This window comes from Flavobacterium stagni, assembly GCF_004122105.1.
Classification (GTDB): domain Bacteria; phylum Bacteroidota; class Bacteroidia; order Flavobacteriales; family Flavobacteriaceae; genus Flavobacterium; species Flavobacterium stagni.
In genome coordinates this window covers 552,459-572,019 of record NZ_SBKN01000001.1, presented here as the reverse complement: position 1 = coordinate 572,019, position 19,561 = coordinate 552,459, and the positions used below count along the sequence as shown (strand labels likewise).

17 protein-coding genes are annotated in these 19,561 nt (G+C 35.6%); 13 read left to right on the top strand and 4 right to left on the bottom strand.

Translation table 11 applies throughout. The annotated features are described in order from the left end of the window. The first annotated feature begins 47 nt into the window (after positions 1-47). From EQG61_RS02470 to EQG61_RS02455, 4 genes are all read left to right on the top strand, one after another. Positions 48-1,733: a glutamine--tRNA ligase/YqeY domain fusion protein gene (locus EQG61_RS02470; RefSeq protein ID WP_129460304.1), complete on the top strand. Its 1,686-nt coding sequence runs from the start codon at positions 48-50 to the stop codon at positions 1,731-1,733. Between the two features lie 277 nt (positions 1,734-2,010). After that, complete coding sequence (locus tag EQG61_RS02465; RefSeq protein ID WP_129460303.1) at positions 2,011-2,340, top strand: YtxH domain-containing protein; 330 nt, start codon at positions 2,011-2,013, stop codon at positions 2,338-2,340. Then, positions 2,340-2,690, top strand: a complete 351-nt coding sequence (locus EQG61_RS02460) for a phage holin family protein (protein ID WP_129460302.1) — start codon at positions 2,340-2,342, stop codon at positions 2,688-2,690. The genes EQG61_RS02465 and EQG61_RS02460 overlap by 1 nt, the downstream gene beginning before the upstream one ends. A 2-nt stretch (positions 2,691-2,692) precedes the next feature. Beyond that, positions 2,693-2,947 (top strand): DUF6327 family protein, encoded by a 255-nt coding sequence (locus EQG61_RS02455; RefSeq protein ID WP_129460301.1) that lies wholly within the window; start codon positions 2,693-2,695, stop codon positions 2,945-2,947. 26 nt (positions 2,948-2,973) lie between these two features. On the opposite strand, the gene EQG61_RS02450 is transcribed toward EQG61_RS02455, so the two are convergent. Then, complete coding sequence (locus EQG61_RS02450; RefSeq protein WP_129460300.1) at positions 2,974-3,948, bottom strand: SPFH domain-containing protein; 975 nt, start codon at positions 3,946-3,948, stop codon at positions 2,974-2,976. A gap of 66 nt (positions 3,949-4,014) precedes the next feature. Here EQG61_RS02450 and EQG61_RS02445 point away from each other — a divergent pair, with 66 nt between their 5' ends. The 3 genes from EQG61_RS02445 (at position 4,015) to EQG61_RS02435 (ending at position 6,381) form a co-directional block, all read left to right on the top strand. Further along, positions 4,015-4,680, top strand: coding sequence for a PorT family protein (locus tag EQG61_RS02445; protein ID WP_129460299.1), 666 nt, complete (start codon positions 4,015-4,017; stop codon positions 4,678-4,680). Between the two features lie 10 nt (positions 4,681-4,690). Beyond that, entirely contained in the window at positions 4,691-5,668 is a 978-nt protein-coding gene (locus EQG61_RS02440) for a hypothetical protein (protein ID WP_129460298.1), read from the top strand. A gap of 89 nt (positions 5,669-5,757) precedes the next feature. Beyond that, positions 5,758-6,381 (top strand): hypothetical protein, encoded by a 624-nt coding sequence (locus EQG61_RS02435; protein WP_129460297.1) that lies wholly within the window; start codon positions 5,758-5,760, stop codon positions 6,379-6,381. Positions 6,382-6,414: 33 nt separating this feature from the next. Here EQG61_RS02435 and gltX read toward each other — a convergent pair whose 3' ends face one another. Beyond that, positions 6,415-7,923 (bottom strand): glutamate--tRNA ligase, encoded by a 1,509-nt coding sequence (gene gltX / locus EQG61_RS02430; protein ID WP_129460296.1) that lies wholly within the window; start codon positions 7,921-7,923, stop codon positions 6,415-6,417. 115 nt (positions 7,924-8,038) lie between these two features. Here gltX and EQG61_RS02425 point away from each other — a divergent pair, with 115 nt between their 5' ends. From EQG61_RS02425 to EQG61_RS02400, 6 genes are all read left to right on the top strand, one after another. Further along, entirely contained in the window at positions 8,039-11,440 is a 3,402-nt protein-coding gene (locus EQG61_RS02425; protein ID WP_129460295.1) for a DUF4175 family protein, read from the top strand. Beyond that, positions 11,433-11,852 (top strand): rRNA maturation RNase YbeY, encoded by a 420-nt coding sequence (ybeY, locus tag EQG61_RS02420; RefSeq protein ID WP_129460294.1) that lies wholly within the window; start codon positions 11,433-11,435, stop codon positions 11,850-11,852. Before EQG61_RS02425 ends, ybeY begins: the two co-directional genes overlap by 8 nt. A gap of 55 nt (positions 11,853-11,907) precedes the next feature. Continuing rightward, a complete protein-coding gene (gene mnmG, locus EQG61_RS02415) occupies positions 11,908-13,776 on the top strand; it encodes a tRNA uridine-5-carboxymethylaminomethyl(34) synthesis enzyme MnmG (protein WP_129460293.1) in 1,869 nt (622 codons plus the stop codon). Positions 13,777-13,825: 49 nt separating this feature from the next. Continuing rightward, positions 13,826-14,671, top strand: coding sequence for a class I SAM-dependent methyltransferase (locus EQG61_RS02410; protein WP_129460292.1), 846 nt, complete (start codon positions 13,826-13,828; stop codon positions 14,669-14,671). A gap of 238 nt (positions 14,672-14,909) precedes the next feature. Next, positions 14,910-15,488: an OmpH family outer membrane protein gene (locus EQG61_RS02405; protein WP_129460291.1), complete on the top strand. Its 579-nt coding sequence runs from the start codon at positions 14,910-14,912 to the stop codon at positions 15,486-15,488. A 93-nt stretch (positions 15,489-15,581) separates the two neighbouring features. Beyond that, complete coding sequence (locus EQG61_RS02400; RefSeq protein ID WP_129460290.1) at positions 15,582-17,846, top strand: helix-turn-helix domain-containing protein; 2,265 nt, start codon at positions 15,582-15,584, stop codon at positions 17,844-17,846. Here the strand turns inward: EQG61_RS02400 and EQG61_RS02395 are convergent. Both EQG61_RS02395 and holB read right to left on the bottom strand, forming a co-directional pair. Then, positions 17,839-18,222: a DoxX family protein gene (locus EQG61_RS02395; protein ID WP_129460289.1), complete on the bottom strand. Its 384-nt coding sequence runs from the start codon at positions 18,220-18,222 to the stop codon at positions 17,839-17,841. The genes EQG61_RS02400 and EQG61_RS02395 overlap by 8 nt on opposite strands. 5 nt (positions 18,223-18,227) lie before the next feature. After that, positions 18,228-19,376 (bottom strand): DNA polymerase III subunit delta', encoded by a 1,149-nt coding sequence (gene holB / locus EQG61_RS02390; RefSeq protein ID WP_129460684.1) that lies wholly within the window; start codon positions 19,374-19,376, stop codon positions 18,228-18,230. Positions 19,377-19,561 lie beyond the last annotated feature (185 nt).

Genomic DNA, 19,561 nt, shown 5'->3' with positions numbered 1-19,561 from the left:
ACGATTTGACGAATTAAACATATCTTTGCTAAAATTAAGAAATTTCTATGTCAACCGAGGAAAAATCACTCAATTTTATCGAGCAAATCATTGAAGACGATTTAACTAATGGATTATCAAATGATAAACTTCGTTTTCGTTTTCCGCCGGAACCCAATGGCTATTTGCATGTGGGTCACGCCAGTGCGATTTGTTTGAATTTTGGATTAGGTTTGGATTACAATGCGCCAGTTAATTTGCGTTTTGATGATACCAATCCGTCCAAAGAGGAGCAAGAATATGTCGATGCGATTAAACGCGATGTGCAATGGCTTGGATACCAATGGGATCGTGAATGCTATGCTTCTGATTATTTCCAGCAGTTGTACGATTGGGCGGTTGAATTGATTCAAAAAGGAAAAGCCTATGTGGACAGCCAATCTTCTGAAGAGATGGCAAAACAAAAAGGGACACCTACACAACCCGGTACAGAATCACCCTTTCGTAATCGTTCCATAGAAGAAAATTTGGATTTATTTACCCGAATGAAGCAAGGGGAATTCCCAAAAGGAACCCACGTTTTACGGGCAAAAATTGATATGACCTCTTCCAATATGTTGATGCGTGATCCGATTATCTATCGCATTATGCATGAACACCATCACCGTACAGGCAACGATTGGTGTATCTATCCAATGTACGATTGGGCACATGGAGAAAGCGATTATTTGGAACAAATTTCACACTCGTTGTGTACTCTCGAATTCTTGCCGCATCGTGAATTGTATGATTGGTTTTTGGATCAAATTTATGATGAAACCAAAGTGCGTCCCAAACAACGTGAATTTGCACGTAGAAACTTATCTCATACCGTAGTTTCTAAACGTAAATTACTACAATTGGTGGAAGAGAAACATGTTACAGGTTGGGATGATCCACGGATGAGTACCATTTCAGGAATGCGTCGTAGAGGCTATCCACCGATGGCGATTCGTAATTTTGCAAAGACCATTGGAATTGCAAAACGCACCAATTTGATTGATGTTTCGTTGTTAGAATTCTGCGTTCGTGAAGAATTAAATAAAACTACCGATCGTGTAATGGCCGTTTTAAATCCGGTGAAATTGGTAATTACCAACTATCCTGAAGGTCAAGAAGAATGGTTGGATGCCGAAAATAATCCGGAAGCTGAAGTAATGACTTATCGTCAATTACCTTTTGGGAAGGAGTTGTATATCGAGCGTGATGACTTTAAAGAAGAAGCGGATAAGAAATTTTTCCGTTTGACTTTAGGAACCGAAGTTCGTTTAAAAAATGCCTACATCATTAAAGGTGAGAGCGTGGTGAAAGATGCAGCAGGAAATATTACTGAGATTCATTGTACGTATGATGCTGATAGTAAGTCGGGTAGTGGTACTGAAGCCAGTATGCGTAAGGTTAAAGGAACCATTCATTGGGTTTCTACAACCCATGCTTTGGAAGCGGAAGTTCGTGTTTACGATCGTTTATTCACTCATGAAAATCCAGATGGTGATAAAGAAGTAGATTTCAAAACCTACATCAATCCCAATTCCTTACAAGTGATTACAGGGTATATGGAACCCAGTTTGAAAAATGCACAACCAGGAACCCAGTATCAGTTTCAACGGTTAGGCTATTTTTGTGTCGATAGTGATTCAACTGCTGAAAAATTAGTTTTTAACAAAACAGTAGGTCTTCGTGATACTTGGGCTAAGATTGAAAGTAAAGAATAATTAGTATTGATTATATTGATAGAAAACCCGCAACTACAGCGGGTTTTCTTATTATTGGTATTTCTTATAATAAATTTAATAAATATTAGAATTCCTTATTAAAATTGACTTTTATAAATTAATTCTAAGCCATTTTTAAATATAAGACAAGTACTTTTATAGGTTATCTTATGAACGTTTGAGAAAACGCTTGTATTCAATTTTTATACTTTAATAGGGTCTTAACATAGCTTCTGTTTCTTTTTTTGTAATTTTAAGTACATAAAAATAGAAACATATGTCCAATAGAAATAGTGAAGGGTTAGTTGCATTACTTTTGGGTGCGGCGATTGGGGTCGGACTCGGAATTTTATTTGCTCCCGACAAAGGTTCGGAAACCCGTAAAAAAATAAAAGACAATCTCGATGATTTGAAAGATGATTTGAAACAAAAATTTCAATCGGTCGAAGAGGAGGCGAAAGAAAAATTCGATCAAACCAAAACGGATTTAAAATCGTCTATGGATGATCTACTTTCTAAATCGAGTTACAAAGCAGAAGAAGCCATTACTTATTTGGAACAAAAGTTAGCCGAGTTAAAACAGCAAAATGCTAAATTTCAGAAATAATGCCTTTTGACGAAATCAAAGAACAAACCGAAGAATTTCAAGAAAACGCAAAAAAGTATGTCGACTCAACTTTAGAATACTACAAACTTTGGGGCTTTAAAGTGGCTATGCAATCGACAACAATGATTGTAAAGTTTGTTTTGATGGGTTTGTGTTTGTTGGTCATGTTATTTTTCATATCCATAGCAGGAGCATTAGCGCTAGGTGAGTGGATGCATTCCTATGCTTTAGGATTTTTAAGTGTGGCCGGAATTTATTTGATTTTAGCGGTTTTAATCTTTCAAATCAAAGACAAAATTGTTGAAGGTCCCTTACTGGAACGATTTTCTGAAATCTTTTTTAACGATTAACTATGGCTATAAAAAAATACCGATCCTATGCAGAAATCGATCGCGATTTAGAAGTGTTAAAGGTAGAGCGCGAACTTTATTATCGAAAAGCTGCATTAAATATTCAAAATGCGAAGGAAGCTATTTTCCCAACTGAAACGGTTTCCTATGTAGGTTGGCTGTATAAGAATGTTTTTTCGGGTACGGTTGGTACCGTTTTAAAAATAGCTTTTCCGTATTTTATACAATGGTTTATAAACAGAAAAAGAGGCGATTAAGCCTCTTTTTTTATTCCTTTTTTTGATTATTCTCCAGAAGTATCACTTGGATTGTAATCTAACGATGATTTGTTATCGTTGTCTTTTACTTTCTTCTTTTGGTTTTTCAATTGTTCCCCAATTTGGTTACTCGCGGCAAAACTCGCTACCATGTTATTCAACATATCAGTAGCTGCTTGTGGTGAATTTGGTAATAAGATTAAGTTACTGTTGGTATCTGCACCAATTGCTTGTAATGAGTCATAGTGTTGGGTAACTACAATCAAAGCAGAAGCTTCTTGCGAGTTAATCCCCACTTTATTCAAAACTTCCACACTTTCCACCAAACCTTTTGCGATTTCACGACGTTGATCAGCAATACCTTGACCTTGTAATCGTTTACTTTCGGCTTCTGCTTTGGCTTTTGCAACGATTCGAATACGTTGTGCTTCACTTTCAAATTCAGCTGCTACTTTTTCACGTTCAGCGGCATTGATACGGTTCATCGCGTTTTTCACTTGAATATCCGGGTCAATATCAGTGACTAAGGTGTTGATAATATCATATCCATACGCCATCATGGCTTCATTCAATTCGCGTTTTACAGCGATCGCAATATCATCTTTACGGACAAAAACATCATCCAAGATTAATTTAGGCACTTCAGCACGCACAACGTCAAAAACGTAAGCGGTAATTTGATCATGCGGAAATTCCAGTTTATAAAAGGCTTCGTACACATGTTCTTGAATCACTTTAAATTGTACCGAAACTTTCATTTTTACAAACACATTGTCTTTGGTTTGGGTTTCGATAATGACATCCAATTGTTGGATACGTAAATTTACCCGACCGGCAATACGATCAATTACCGGAATTTTCAATTGTAACCCCGAGTTACGAATACTGTGGAATTTCCCGAAACGTTCAATGACCACAGAGGTTTGCTGTTTTACCGTAAAAAAACAGGCTAAAAACAAAAACAGTCCGAAGACTAAAACAACAATAAGAATTGGATTCATAATATTTTTTTAGGATTAGATGCTTGTTATACGGGAATACTGTATGTTTGTTACAAATTTTTTACAATGAAAAACTTACTTTTTGTTTGCGTTCTTGCAACCTCTTTATTTTCCTTTGGACAATACGGATATCGCGATGGAAATCGAATAGGGATTTCAGGCGGTATTTCCAATTGTACTATTTATTCCTCAACCTTTGATTCCAAGCCAGGAAACGGATTTGCAGGCGGATTGTCTGTACGTGGAAATTATTACAACAATTGGAGCATGATTTACGGAATGCAATTTTTTGAAAGTAATTTTTCGTTGGGAAAAAATGGAATTGAAACCCGTGAAACAGAATTCAGTTTACAAGGGGTTCAAATTCGTTTATTATTCAGTTATAATGTAATTCAAGATCATGTTTCCATCGATTTTGGGCCGGTTTTACAAGTCAATGGAAAATTATCGGTAAATAAATCGGCTGAAAATAATGTGATTAAATACAATAATGTCACAGAAGCTCCTATTCGGGCTAAAGATGTGTTGGATGTTTCTACTATTGGTGGAGCTTTTTATTTCGGTGTATCGGGTGGTACTAAAGTGGTTCGCTTGGTTGCTTTTTATCAGTATGGATTTACCAATTTATTCAATAAGCTCAATAAGAATACTGATCTTACCGCGCTGAACAATACAGAGAATTTTAAAGGAAATCTCGGAACAATCAATGCGCAGGTTGTTTTCAATTTATAAATCATTAATCATGAAAAAGTTTTTTTTACTCGCCTTTTCTGTATTCGCCTTGTTCAGTGTCCAAAGTCAGGTTATGGTTGCAGCAGCAGATAATTTATTAGATTCTGAGCCTGAACCTAATGAAAAAGAAATTGTTGATTTATTCTTATCTAAGAAAACAATTTTTGTCTTACCGGATAATTTTACTACACGACAATATACATCCATTATTTCTGAGGTTTGGAATTGTACTCCTTACGAGATTTTTACTCAAACGGAATTCAAGAACCTTACTGAAGAACAAAAAGCAGATAAATACAACAGAAATCGAGTTAATTACTGTGAGTTTTTAACTAGGTCTTTTGGTATGACTAACAGCAAAGGAAATGGATCAGGTTATTTATTTAACTTTTTTTATTTCAGAACAAATAAATTTAAGAAGGTAAGAAGTAATGGCAATGAGATTTATGATTCTCATGCAGTTGCCGCTATATTTTTTACACCAAGTGTCAAACAACGTAGTTTAGATAAAGATGCTAGCCCATCAAACCCTCATTTATTTATAAATTATTCTTTAGGCTTTATCAAAAATTATTTTCAAATGGTTAATGATGGTTTGAAAAAAAATGAATTTTTAAACACATTTATAGAAACCGTTGATAAGGATAAAATAAAAGTACTTGAAAAACAAAAGTTGTTTATTCCAAATAGCGTTAAAGTTCATTATAATTCTTTATCTAGAACAGAAGGAAAAGAACATAAAGAAGATGAATTGATAGAAGATTATCCGTATCCGTATGAATTTATAGATGACTTGGATCTTGATGATAAAATTTTAGAAGGGGAAGATTTTTATTATCTGCAATATGGACAAATTAATGGCAAAAAGAATGTATTTGTAGTACATTCCAAAACTGGAGCTGTACTCTGTTCACTACGAGATTATGGATCTTACAACATTAAATCAAAAGATTTTAGGGATTTAGCTAAAAAAATTGAAAAAAAATAGATAGAAACTACCCCGAATTAATTCGGGGTTTTTTAATTTAGTGTTTTGTAATATTTAATAGTATTGTTTTCTATAGCCAAAATTTAAACATGAACAACTTCTTTTTTAAATTCAAGAATACCAATAACCTTTGTTTTTTTTTCTTTTTGATTTGTTTAACGGCAAATGCACAAGATAGTTATGTTGTGGATAAAGAAGGAAATAAAACGACTATTATCCCGAAATCATTTGATTTAAATATAGAAAAAAATAAAGTAACTTTCAAAACAAGCTCGGGGCAATTATTTTCAAAATCGTTGGCTTTCAAAGATTTCGATTATGCTGTTCTTGAAGATTATCGATTTCAATCATTTGATTTGTGGAATACTGAGGAATATAAGGTATATAGTGTATTAGCAGAAAGTAATACAAAAAAGTTAATTTCTTATTCTTACACTTACTATTATGGTAATTCAGGAACCACTTATTTTAACGCATATGTATTAAATAGTGACAATTCAGTCTATCAGTCATTTAATTGTTCTCGTCCAAATATTATTCAGGACGATACGATTATAAGAGATGGTTTACGGGCTATGATTACTGAAAATTTTCCAGATTGCACCGATTTTTTAGAACAGTTTAAATATTACGATAAACCTAGGGAGGGTTTAACCAATGTATTGAATTTATTTGAAGATCCAACTTATCATGATTGCAAAACATCAAAATAAATAAAGCCCCGATAATTTGTCGGGGCTTTTTATTTATAAGGTATTTATGGCGTTTTGAATGCGTTGACCTACTTCTTTTGGGCCTAAAATTTCTATGATATCAAACAAGTGCGGTCCTTTTAAAGCTCCTACCAGGCTTAATCGCAAAGGTTGCATTATTTTACCCATCCCGATTTCATTGGCGTTCATCCATGTTTTTAATTCGTTTTCAATAGCAACGGATTCAAAGGGTTGCACTTGACACATCACTTCATAAGCTTGATTTAAAAGCGAAGGTGTATCTTCTTTCCAATTCTTGGCTGCTTTTTCATCATACGTTGTTGGTGCCACAAAAAAATAATCGGCTAATTCCCAGAATTCAGTCACAAAATGAGCGCGTTCTTTAATCATTCCCACAATTCGAGTTAAATCGATTGCTGTTTGTATTCCTTTCTCTTTTAACTCAAATTCAAAAGAAGCTGCCAAAGAAGAATCGGATTGTACTTGCAAATAATGGTGATTGAACCATTTATTTTTTTCCGGATCAAATTTAGCTCCCGATTTGTGTACACGGCCTAAATCAAATTTTTGACATAACTCATCCAAGTTGAAAATTTCCTGATCAGTTCCATCATTCCAACCCAATAAAGCCAGGAAATTCACCACGGCTTCTGGGAAAAATCCTTTTTCACGATAACCCGAAGAAACTTCTCCTGTGGCGGGGTCTGTCCAGTTTAAAGGAAAAACAGGAAACCCTAGTTTGTCACCATCGCGTTTGGATAATTTACCATTTCCAACCGGTTTTAAAATTAATGGCAAATGGGCAAATTCAGGGGCTTCCCAACCAAAAGCTTTGTACAATAAATGATGCAGTGGGAGGGAAGGTAACCATTCTTCACCACGAATCACATGCGAGGTTTCCATTAAATGATCATCGACAATATTCGCCAAATGGTACGTTGGCATGCCGTCACTTTTGAACAATACTTTATCATCCAAAAGATTAGTGTCAAATTTTAAATCGCCACGAATGATATCGTGTAATTCCAAAATTTCATTCACAGGAGTTTTAAATCGAATCACATAGGCTTCACCTGAAGCAATTCGTTGTTCTGTTTCTTCTTTTGATAAAACTAAAGAAGTATCTAATTTTTCCCGATTATGCCAATTATAAATAAACGTTTTCCCTTGTGCCTCATGCTCTTTACGGTGTTGATCTAACGCTTCAGCGGTATCAAACGCATAATACGCCCAACCGGATTGAATCAACTGATCGGCATATTGTTTATACAACGGTTTGCGTTCACTTTGACGGTAGGGGCCAAACTTTTCATTTTTACCAACCGTTTCATCAGGAGCGATTCCTAACCACTCCAAGGCTTCAAAAATATAAGCTTCCGCACCAGGAACAAACCGATTCTGATCGGTGTCTTCTATGCGTAAATAGAAAGTACCGTTATGTTTTTTAGCAAACAAATAATTAAACAAAGCTGTGCGAACACCGCCAATATGTAAAGGTCCAGTCGGACTAGGTGCAAAACGCACGCGTACAGGTCGAGACATAGGTCAAATTTTTGGCAAAGATAGTTCAGTTTTTCCATTCCTGACTTGGCAATTATTTAACTTTTGATGTTTCGCAATTTTTGTATTTTTAGCGGTTATTAACAATCTATTCACCATGACTGATCATTCAGGGGTAATTTATCAGAAATTAGAACACTTTATTAAGAAGTTTTACACCAATGAATTGGTGCGTGGCTCCTTGTTTTTTGTGGGTCTCGGACTCTTGTATTTCTTGTTTACCTTGTGTATTGAATATTTTCTTTGGTTGAAACCAGCTGCTCGAACTGTTTTGTTTGTATTGTTTTTGGGCGTCGAATTTTTTCTTTTAGTACGATATATTCTATTTCCTCTTTTCAAATTATTCAAACTCCAAAAAGGAATTGATTATACCCAAGCTTCTCAAATTATTGGAAATCATTTCAATGAAGTAGGGGATAAGCTTACTAATTTTCTACAATTAGCCCAAGACACCAATACTTCGGAACTTTTATTGGCTTCAATCGAACAAAAAGCAGCCAATCTACAGCCCATTCCTTTTACAAAAGCCATAGATTTCTCTGCCAATAAGAAATATATTCCTCTGGCTGCCATCCCAATTTTATTGGTGTTGTTCTTTTTTTTAAGTGGTAAAAGCGAAGTCTTGTCCCAGAGTTTTAATCGTGTTATCAATTACCGTCAACAATTTACGCCACCCGCACCTTTTGCTTTTGTAATTACGAACCCGAACTTACAAACGGAACAAAACAAAGATTTTGTGCTTCACGTGAAAACGCAAGGGAAAGTAGTTCCTGAAAATGCTATGATTTTTATTGGTGATGAAAGTTATTTTATGGAATCAACCGGCGTTGGCACTTTTCAATTTGTAATTCCAAAACCCAAGTCAGCTCTCGAATTTCATTTAGAAGCTAACGCAGTTCAATCCAAATCGTACACCTTAGATGTGGTTACCGTTCCTTCGATTGCAAATTTTGAAATGGTTTTGCGGTTCCCATCTTATTTGAATAAAAAAACAGAAGTAGTAAAAGGTACGGGTAACGCCATTGTACCTGAAGGAACGCAAGTTACTTGGCACATGCAAACGCTCGCTACACAGCAAGTGATGTGGTTTAACGGTACACAAAAAACCCCTTTTTCCAAAAACGAAAATACGTTTTCTTTGGCTAAGAATATAGTACAAAATACAGATTACCAAATATTTACCTCCAATGATAAAGTAGCGAATTATGAGAAATTAAATTATCATATTTCGGTCATAACAGATCAATACCCAACAATTACTGTTGGTAATGCACCCGATAGTTTAAAAATTGACAAAGGGTATTTATTAGGTCAAGTAGGCGATGATCATGGGTTAACCAAATTGCAAGTGGTCTATTATCCTAAAAACAATCCCAATGCGGTTAAACGTGGAACCATTCCGGTGAAAAGAGACGTTTACGATCGTTTTATTTATACTTTTCCTGGTGATTTATCCATTCAAGTTGGTGTTCCGTATGAATATTATTTTGAAGTTTTTGATAATGACGCTATTCATAACTATAAGTCTTCAAAATCTATGGTTTTTACCCATCGTGAAAGCACAGAAAGCGAAAAAGAAGACCAATTACTACAACAACAGAACGAGAACATCAATTCTTTAGAAAAGTCGCTTAAAACCCAAGAAAAGCAGTTTAATGAAATGGATAAACTGCAAAAGATGGGCAAAGAAAAAGAAAGTCTTGAATTTAAAGAACAGCAAAAGGTTAACGATTTCATCCAAAAGCAAAAGAAGCAAGATGAAATGATGAAAGAGTTTGCTGAAAAAATGAAGGATAATCTTGACAAGGTGAAAACGGATAAGAAAGATGAAACAAAAGATTTACTCAAAGAACGTTTAGAGAAAGTTGACAAAGATTTTGAGAAAAATAAAAAGTTACTTGACGAACTTCAAAAGTTGAATGAGAAAATTCAGAAGGAGGAATTGTTTGAAAAAATGGATCAGTTAAAACAACAGTCCAAGAATCAAACGAAGAATTTGCAACAATTGGTTGAGCTTACAAAAAAATATTATGTTGAAAAGAAAGCTGAACAAATCGCTGAAAAATTGGATAAACTTTCTGAAAAACAAGATAAGTTAGCAGAAAACGACAAAGAAAATTCCTCGGACAAACAAGATGTAATTAACAAAGAGTTTGATGCGTTACAGAAGGAATTAGACGAATTAGACAAAGAAAATAAAGAATTAAAATCACCTTTGGATTTACCCAAAACGGAGGCTGCTGAGCAAAACATTGAAAAGGAATTGCAACAAGCCAAAGAGCAGTTAGAGAAAAATTCAAAAGCTGGAGCCAAACCAAAACAGAAAAGTGCTGCTCAAAAAATGAAACAAATGAGCATGGATATGGGTGCTTCTATGGAATCCAGTGAAATGGAACAAATGGATGAGGATATTGATATGCTCCGTCAAATTATAGACAATCTTGTTGCTTATTCCTTTTCCCAAGAAGAAGTAATGAAGAATTTTAAAGGTATGAAAAGGGGTGCGCCTTCCTTCAATAAGTACCTTAAAATCCAACAAGATTTAAAATTACAGTTTAAACACGTTGATGATAGCCTTTTTGCGATGTCACTTCGCAATCCAAAAATTGCAGAAGACATTACCAAAGAAGTGGGGAATGTTCAATACAACATTGACAAAGCACTCGAAACATTAGCAGACTCCAATGTTTCAAAAGGAACATCCCACCAACAATTTTCTGTTTCTTCTTCTAATAAATTAGCGGATATGTTAGCTAGTATTTTAAATGGCATGCAAATGTCGATGTCTATGGCGGGTTCTGGAAAAGGAAAACCAAAGCCGGGTCAAGGTCAAGGCATGCAGTTACCTGACATTATTCAAAAACAAGAAGGGTTGGGTGAAAAAATGAAACAAGGTTTGAAGAAAGGTCAAAAGCCAGGTGAGGGTAAAGAAGGAGACAAAGGACAAAAACCAGGTGGTAAAGAAGGTCAGGGTAAAGCAGGAGAAAAACCAGGCTCCAAAGAAGGTCAAGGGAAACAAGGACAGAATGGTCAGCCAAATGGTTCAGGTCAAGGAAATGGAAATGGGGAAGAAGGACAAGACGGTGAAGGCGACGCCCGAGCCATTATGGAAATCTTCAAAGAACAGCAACAATTGCGTGAAGCTTTAGAAAAAGAGTTAAACAAACAAGGTGTAGGCGGGCAAGGACAAAATGCCTTGAATCAAATGAAAGCCATTGAAAAGCAATTATTAAATAAAGGTTTCGACAATGAAGTGCTTCAACGAATGCTTAATCTAAAATATGAAATGCTGAAATTACAAAAAGCAATTCAACAACAAGGGGAAGAAAAGAAGCGCCAATCTGAAACGAATAAAAAGGATTTTTCAAATACTGCTACCACTATTCCTCCACGATTACAGGAATATTTACACAGCATTGAGATATTAAATAGACAAACCTTACCTTTGCGGGCTAATTACGACCGAAAGGTTCAAGAATATTTGAAAACCAATGATTAGTTTTAATTACGAAACTGATTTTCTTTTAGAAAACGAATCAGATTATGAGCGTTGGATTCAGCAAATTATTATTACTGAAAACAAGCAAGAAGGTGAAATTAATTATGTGTTTTGTGATGATGAATATCTTCTAGACATTAATCAAAAATACTTAAACCATGATTATTACACCGACATCATTAGCTTTGATTATTCTGTAGCAAATGAACTACATGGTGATATTTTCATTTCAATTGATCGTGTGCTAGAAAACGCCCATGATTTTAAAGTAACTTTTCATAATGAATTGTTACGTGTAATGGCACACGGAGTCCTTCATTATTGTGGTTATAAAGATAAATCAGAAGAAGAAAGTGTTTTGATGCGCACTAAAGAAAATGAGTCAATTTTATTGTTCCACGTGGAACAATAAAACTATCTAGAGAATTTTTACAATTACGTTCCACGTGGAACATTAAAACATAAATATGTTTACAACGTATGATGTTATAGTTGTTGGCGCAGGTCACGCAGGTTGCGAGGCTGCTGCCGCTGCTGCAAATTTGGGAAGCAAAACGCTTTTGGTGACCATGAGTTTACAAAACATTGCCCAAATGTCTTGTAACCCTGCTATGGGTGGAATTGCCAAAGGTCAAATCGTTCGTGAAATTGATGCGCTTGGCGGTTATTCGGGTATTGTTTCAGACAAATCGGTTATTCAGTTTAAAATGCTGAATAAGTCTAAAGGTCCAGCGATGTGGTCGCCACGCGTGCAATCCGACCGTATGCGTTTTTCTGAAGAATGGCGATTAATGTTGGAACACACACCCAATCTTGATTTCTATCAAGAGATGATTAAAGGGCTCATTGTTAAGAACGGCAGAATTGAAGGTGTGCGTACTGCGCTAGGAATTGAAATTAAAGCAAAAGCAGTTGTATTGACAAACGGTACTTTCTTAAATGGTTTGATTCATATTGGTGAGAAACAATTCGGTGGTGGAAGAGCAGGAGAAAGTGCAGCTACAGGTATTACCGAGGATTTAATTCAATTTGGTTTTGAAGCGGGGCGAATGAAAACTGGAACGCCACCAAGGGTTGATGGTCGTTCACTGGATTATTCAAAGATGAGAGAAGAGCCTGGCGATGTTAATCCAGATAAATTTTCTTATTCTAATGTAACTTCACCATTACAACAACAACGTCTTTGTCATGTGACCTATACTTCACCAGAGGTTCATGCTATTTTAAGAGACGGATTTGATCGTTCACCTATGTTCAATGGTCGAATTAAAAGTTTAGGTCCGAGATATTGCCCTTCAATTGAAGATAAAATCAACCGTTTTGCAGATAAAGACCGTCACCAATTATTTGTCGAACCTGAGGGTTGGAACACTGTAGAAGTCTATGTCAATGGTTTTTCTACTTCATTGCCAGAGGATATTCAATACAAAGCGCTTCGTACTGTTGAAGGATTTGAAAATGTGAAATTCTTCCGTCCGGGTTACGCCATCGAATACGATTATTTTCCACCCACACAGTTAAAACATACGTTGGAAACAAAGTTGGTGGACAATCTTTATTTTGCAGGTCAAATCAACGGAACTACAGGTTATGAAGAAGCCGCCTCCCAGGGAATTATGGCGGGTATCAATGCACATCTAAAAGTGCATGAAAAAGAACCGCTCATACTGAAAAGAGATGAAGCTTATATTGGTGTATTGATAGATGATTTAATAACCAAAGGGACAGAAGAGCCGTACCGAATGTTTACTTCACGCGCAGAGTATCGTACTTTGTTGCGCCAAGATAACGCCGATTTTCGTTTAACGCCCAAATCACATGCTATTGGATTAGCGTCCGATGAACGATTACACCGCATGGAAGAGAAGTTTTCTAAAAGTAATGCGATGTTGGATTATTTTAAAGAAACGAGTATTACTCCCGAAGAAGCTAATCCAATTTTGGAAGAGAAAGGGAGCACTCCAATGAACCAAACAGATCGAATGTTCAAAGTCTTTTCTCGTCCGCAAATTGATTTGGATGATATTTTACGTTTCACTAAAGTTAGCGACTACGTAAAAGAAAATCAATTGGACGCAGAAATTGTAGAACAAGCCGAAATCCAATTAAAATATTCGGGTTATATTGAGAAAGAACGAAATAATGCAGAGAAATTAACGCGATTAGAGGAAATGAAAATTCCGGATAATTTCGATTTTTATAAAGTTCACTCCTTATCCATTGAAGCAAAGCAGAAGTTGACAGCTATTCGACCCGTAACCATTTCACAAGCTTCACGAATTAGTGGCGTATCACCCGCAGACATTTCAATATTATTAATATACATGGGACGATAATGTTTCACGTGAAACATAAGGCGTAAACCCTTACCAATACTAAGTTTAAATGAATTTTTCAAAAGATAAATTAGTTTTAAAAGTTAAAGACCATTCCGTTTCAGGAGAAGTTTTTGAATTATGGTTGGATGAACAATATGAAATTTTAGTGACGCATCCCCAACCCAGTTTAGAAAAATTACCTTCTTATTACGAGAGTGAAGATTACATTTCACATACCGATGGAAGAAGAACATTGTTTGAAAAATTATATCATTTTATCAAAGGAATTGCATTAAAAAAGAAACTGAACTTAATCAATTCCCTTTCTACAAAAGGATCCATATTAGATATCGGCGCAGGTACAGGGGAGTTTCTTCTTACCTGTAAAAACGATGGTTGGCATGTAACTGGAATTGAACCTAGTGAACGCGCAAAACAAATTGCTCATCAAAAAGGAATTGGTATGGAGGAATCTTTGGCTAATTTAGCAGACCATTCTTTTGATGTAATTACGATGTGGCATGTGCTAGAACATGTGCCCAACTTGGAACAGCAATTGAAAGAATTGAAACGTTTACTAAAACCCAATGGTGTTTTATTGGTGGCTGTTCCCAATTACAAATCGTATGATGCTAAAGTATATCAAGAATATTGGGCCGCTTATGATGTGCCTATCCATTTATGGCATTTCTCAAAAAATGCAATTTCAAAGTTGTTTGCTCTACAATCGATGAAATTGGTTCAAGTGCTACCCATGAAATTTGATAGCTTTTATGTGGCGCTTTTATCTGAAAAATACAAAAACGGAAAAATGAACTTTTTTAAAGCATTTTTTACCGGTTTACGTTCTAATTGGTTTGGAAATCGAAATAAAGAGTATTCTTCCCATACTTATGTGTTGAAAAACGAATAAAAACCACAAAGATGGCCTCTATTTAACTTTTTCAGCCTAACATATAAGTTAGGGCGGCTAAAAACCAAAAGTGTCTTAAAACGCATTATTTGAGGTTGGTTTTAATAAGAAATGCTTATAAAAGCTTAATAAAATTATAATTTTAAACTATATCTAATTATTTCAACAAAATGTAACCTAAAAACATCTAACAGAAATTTTTTTTTACTTTTGGCGAAATCTAAATTTAACAAATTCAATGAAAAAAGTCTTTTTAGGAATTTTAATGGCCGCTGCCATGATTTCTTGTGAAAAAACAACTCAAGCAAAAGATTTCAAAACAGCGTATATCGATACGAACAAATTATTAGAAGAATCAACAGAAGCTAAAGATTTAAAAGCAAAATACGAAGGTATTGCACAAGAAAAAGGCTCTCGTTTGAAAGTTGAAGTAGATCGTTTAAAAGCAGAGCAATCTAGTTTTGCAGGTAATGCACAAAAAAACGGGCAAGCTTGGGCGCAACAAAAATATGGTGAGTTACAACAACGCCAACAAGAAATTCAATATGCAGAACAAATGATTTCCCAACAAATTCAAGGGGAACATGGGGTTGAAATGGATTCTTTGGTGAGTCGTTACCGTAAAATTATTAAAGAGTATGGTAAAGAAAAAGGCTATGATTATGTATATGGTACCGGCGAATCAGCAACGGTTTTGTATGCCAAAGATCAATATGACATTACTAAAGAGATTGTAAAATTGGTCAATGATAAATACAAATCAGAAGGTAAAAAAGAAGAAAAACCTGCTGCTAAAAAAGAAGAAAAAAAGAAATAATATTTTTCCAATAGTAATATAAAGCCCTAAATATCAGGGCTTTTTTTGTTTATGATCACAACATTCGTATCTTTGGACTTTAATTTATAAGCCATGGAATTTGTATCAGCCGAAGCACGTTATGTGCTTCAATTTATCAATCAGACCAATCGGTCTGTATTCCTAACGGGTAAAGCCGGTACCGGGAAAACTACTTTATTACGCGAAATTATCGCCACAACCCACAAAAAAACAGCAGTTGTTGCCCCTACGGGTATTGCTGCACTTAATGCTGGTGGTGTTACGATTCATTCTTTTTTTCAACTTCCCTTTGCTGCGTTTATCCCAGACTTGAGTTCGCCTAACACCAATTCTTTTGTAAAATTTGAGTCGCGTGCTACGTTGAAAAGACATTTTAAAATGAATGCCATTCGGCAATCCGTTATCCGAAATTTAGAATTACTCATTGTAGATGAAGTAAGTATGCTTCGTGCAGACGTTTTGGATGCCATGAATTTTATGTTGCAATCTGTTCGAAAAAATGACCGAATATTTGGTGGTGTGCAAGTCTTATTTATTGGTGATTTAATGCAATTACCTCCCGTGATTAAAGACGAAGAATGGTCGGTATTGCGCAATTATTACCGGGGTAAATTCTTTTTTAATGCTTTAGTTTTAGAAGCGCATCCGCCGTTGTATGTGGAATTATCCAAAATATTCAGACAAACGGATGAAAATTTTATTGCCGTTTTGAATAATTTACGGAATAATAAAGTTTTACCTTCTGATATTCAGTTACTTAATAGTTATGTCAAACCCGATTTTAAACCATCAGCAGAGTCGGGCTACATTACTTTAACCACACATAATGCCAAAGCAGACAGCATGAATGCCAATGCTTTGGCCGAATTAGAGGGTAAAAAATATAGCTATCAAGCAGAAATTGTTGATGATTTTCCGGATAAAATTTACCCCATAGATGCTGTACTTGAACTCAAAAAAGGAGCTCAAGTGATGTTTGTGAAAAATGATATTTCTCCCGAAAAACGATTTTTCAATGGTAAAATGGGTATTGTACAATCCCTTTCTGAACGTGAAATTGTGGTCTTTTTTCCAGATGAAAATACGTCCATAGAAGTTGAGAAATACGAATGGCAAAATTTGCGCTATAAAGTCCATGAAAACACCAAAGAAATCGAAGAAGAAATCATTGGTACCTTTACTCATTACCCGATTAAATTGGCCTGGGCCATTACAGTGCATAAAAGTCAAGGATTAACTTTTGATAAAGCGGTCTTGGATGTTTCGCAAGTGTTTTTGCCTGGTCAAGCTTATGTCGCTTTCTCCCGTCTTCGTTCGTTACAAGGTTTGGTTTTAAAATCTCCTTTGCAATTGAATGGTATACAAAACGACCCCGATGTTGTGCAATATGCTGACCAAAAGGCTTCTACCGATCAATTGGCACTAGCATTAAGCGAAGAAACACAAAAGTTTTTGCACTTTTATTCCCTGCAAGCCTTTGATTGGACCAATTTAAAACAGCTTTTTAACAAACACCGAAATTCTTATTTTGAATTAACCGATCGGTCTGCAAAAGGGAGAAATCGGGATTGGGCGGTAAAGATTAGCACAACTTTGGAAACCCTAATCGAACCTTCCCAAAAGTTCGCGAATCAATTGCATCGTTTGTTTTCCAATCAATCGGATTATGGATTAATTCAGCAACGAATAGATGCGGCCTACCACTATTTTTTACCCATTTTTGATCAATTGGTGTTCGAAATTCTCTACAAATTAGAGGAAGTGAAACGCATGAAAAAGGTTAAAGAATACCTCGATGAATTGTTAGAATTGGATGAATTTGTAATTTCAGCAGTACTTCGAATGATGAAAGTTCGTCAATTAGTTCAATTGGTAGTAGATCACCAACCGCTAACAAAAGAAAATTTACAGACGGAAGAACAAAGAAATTACCGCAATTCGAAAAGGGAAGAGGCTCTGAAATTACTTAAATCCCAGCAATTTGAGGCTATTGAAGAGGAATATGAAGACATCGTCAAGAAAACCAAAAGCAAAGGGAAAAATTCGAAAATACCCACTCAGGACATTACACTCGAACTTTGGAAACAAAAGCATTCCATAGAACAAATCGCCCTAGAAAGAAAATTGACAGTGCATACGATAAATGGTCACATTACCAAGCTTATAGCTAGTAAACAAATCGCTATTCATGACGTATTGCCTGAAGATCGTTGCTTGGGTTTACAAGAGATTTTCAAACAATATCCCGATTCTACTATAGGTGAACTAAAAGAATTAGTTGGTGAAACCTTCAGTTGGGATGAATTGAGATGGTACAAAGCCACCTTGTCTAGCTAAGCCAATAAACCGCTAAAATAGAGGGAATGAAATAGATGACCATATTGCGCGCTCCGTCATAATCTTTAGCCAATCGTTGACCAATAAGCATTTGAAGAACAGCAACACAAGAAAAAAACGCACCATAATAACCAAACGTACGTTCGCCATTAATGTACAATTGGATACAGCCCACTGCGCTCAAAATTCCAGCGGCTAATTCGGTAACTAAAAGAACTGCCGTTACATGGGGAACAAAATTTTTGAGTGGAGAGTTTGCAAAATGACCTTTCAACCAGTCCATCGTAGTGTTCCAATGAAATACTTTTTCATGGGCAGACATCAGGTACGTAATCGCAATGAAAAGTAATACTAAAAATGAAGCGGCATTGTTCATGATTACTAATGTTTATGAATTAATCGCGTTAATTTTATCGATAAATCGGTGAGGACAATTTTTGCATTTCCATTACGCTCGATAAGGTAACTCGCTTCTGAAAGTTCTTTAAAGAGTTCGGTAATGTTATTTCCTGTAACAAAGGGCGCAAATTTTTCCAATTGAAAACCGGCTACCTGAGGTTCAACATAAACCAAATCAGGTGCTTGATAATTCAATAAAAGCGCTTGACGAAACATATCGGTACAATATACCAGAAACTTTTTTTGTGTTTCCCGTCCCAAACTGGCAATCTCTTCACTCCAAGCGATCAGATCATGAATTGCTGCTGCGTTTCCTTTGGCACGAAAGGCGGCGCGAACCCACTGCACAAACCATTGTTCAAACGGAAAATCCTCGTCTTCGGCACGTACTAATTTAAGGGCTTTGTTGAAATTACCTTGGGATTGATGGGCGATTTTCTGTGCATTTTTAGCATCAATTCCTTCTCGAGAAACCAATGCTTTTGCAATATCAGCCTCTGTCAAACTATTAAATTGAAGCACCTGACAACGGGAACGGATGGTTTGTAAAATATCTTCTTCATTCTCAGAAATTAGAATAAACACCGTTTTGTCTGTAGGTTCTTCTAATAATTTCAATAACTTATTGGAAGCCGCAATGTTCATTTTATCGGCCATCCAAATAATCATTACTTTATAACCGCCTTCATGTGATTTTAAAGACAAGGCCTTGACGATTTCTTGCGCATCATCCACCCGAATTTCCCCTTGTTTGTTTTTTACATCCAAAAGTTTATACCAGTCGAAGAGTCCGCCATAGGCATTTTCTGTAACAAACTGTCGCCATTCTTTGAGAAAATCCAAACTCTTAGGCTTTGATTTCACTTCATCTGTAGAAACTGTGGGATATACAAAATGTAAGTCAGGATGTGCTAAATGATTGAATTTTAAATTACATGCTTCATTAGCGCCATTATTTTCCGAACCCGAATTGGAACAAATAATGTATTGAGCATACGCAATGGCCATCGGTAATGTCCCACATCCTTCAGGTCCCACAAAAAGTTGTGCATGGGGAATTCTTCCCAAAGAGGCACTTCTAATCAAATGATTTTTAAGGTGTTCGTGTCCTAAAATTTCAGAAAATAACATAAGCAAATATAGCATTTTAAACGATTTTTTGGTGTAAAATGAAAATAAGACCTGTAAGAATCGCTTTGTAAAATATTTTATTTTGTAAGAAAATATATTTAAAAAATACACAAAATTACCATTTATCGACTAAAACATACACTTTATCGATTTTTGTATTTACATTTGTTTCGAAATCTATTATG

Coding starts and splice junctions, on each gene's coding strand:
- EQG61_RS02440 (WP_129460298.1), top strand. CDS start 4,691: ATGAAAAAGTTTTTTTTACTCGCCTTTTCTGTATTCGCCTTGTTCAGT.
- EQG61_RS02450 (WP_129460300.1), bottom strand. CDS start 3,948: ATGAATCCAATTCTTATTGTTGTTTTAGTCTTCGGACTGTTTTTGTTT.
- EQG61_RS02410 (WP_129460292.1), top strand. CDS start 13,826: ATGAATTTTTCAAAAGATAAATTAGTTTTAAAAGTTAAAGACCATTCC.
- EQG61_RS02400 (WP_129460290.1), top strand. CDS start 15,582: ATGGAATTTGTATCAGCCGAAGCACGTTATGTGCTTCAATTTATCAAT.
- holB (WP_129460684.1), bottom strand. CDS start 19,376: ATGTTATTTTCTGAAATTTTAGGACACGAACACCTTAAAAATCATTTG.
- EQG61_RS02425 (WP_129460295.1), top strand. CDS start 8,039: ATGACTGATCATTCAGGGGTAATTTATCAGAAATTAGAACACTTTATT.
- EQG61_RS02460 (WP_129460302.1), top strand. CDS start 2,340: ATGCCTTTTGACGAAATCAAAGAACAAACCGAAGAATTTCAAGAAAAC.
- ybeY (WP_129460294.1), top strand. CDS start 11,433: ATGATTAGTTTTAATTACGAAACTGATTTTCTTTTAGAAAACGAATCA.
- EQG61_RS02445 (WP_129460299.1), top strand. CDS start 4,015: ATGAAAAACTTACTTTTTGTTTGCGTTCTTGCAACCTCTTTATTTTCC.
- EQG61_RS02465 (WP_129460303.1), top strand. CDS start 2,011: ATGTCCAATAGAAATAGTGAAGGGTTAGTTGCATTACTTTTGGGTGCG.
- EQG61_RS02435 (WP_129460297.1), top strand. CDS start 5,758: ATGAACAACTTCTTTTTTAAATTCAAGAATACCAATAACCTTTGTTTT.
- gltX (WP_129460296.1), bottom strand. CDS start 7,923: ATGTCTCGACCTGTACGCGTGCGTTTTGCACCTAGTCCGACTGGACCT.
- EQG61_RS02470 (WP_129460304.1), top strand. CDS start 48: ATGTCAACCGAGGAAAAATCACTCAATTTTATCGAGCAAATCATTGAA.
- EQG61_RS02455 (WP_129460301.1), top strand. CDS start 2,693: ATGGCTATAAAAAAATACCGATCCTATGCAGAAATCGATCGCGATTTA.
- mnmG (WP_129460293.1), top strand. CDS start 11,908: ATGTTTACAACGTATGATGTTATAGTTGTTGGCGCAGGTCACGCAGGT.
- EQG61_RS02395 (WP_129460289.1), bottom strand. CDS start 18,222: ATGAACAATGCCGCTTCATTTTTAGTATTACTTTTCATTGCGATTACG.
- EQG61_RS02405 (WP_129460291.1), top strand. CDS start 14,910: ATGAAAAAAGTCTTTTTAGGAATTTTAATGGCCGCTGCCATGATTTCT.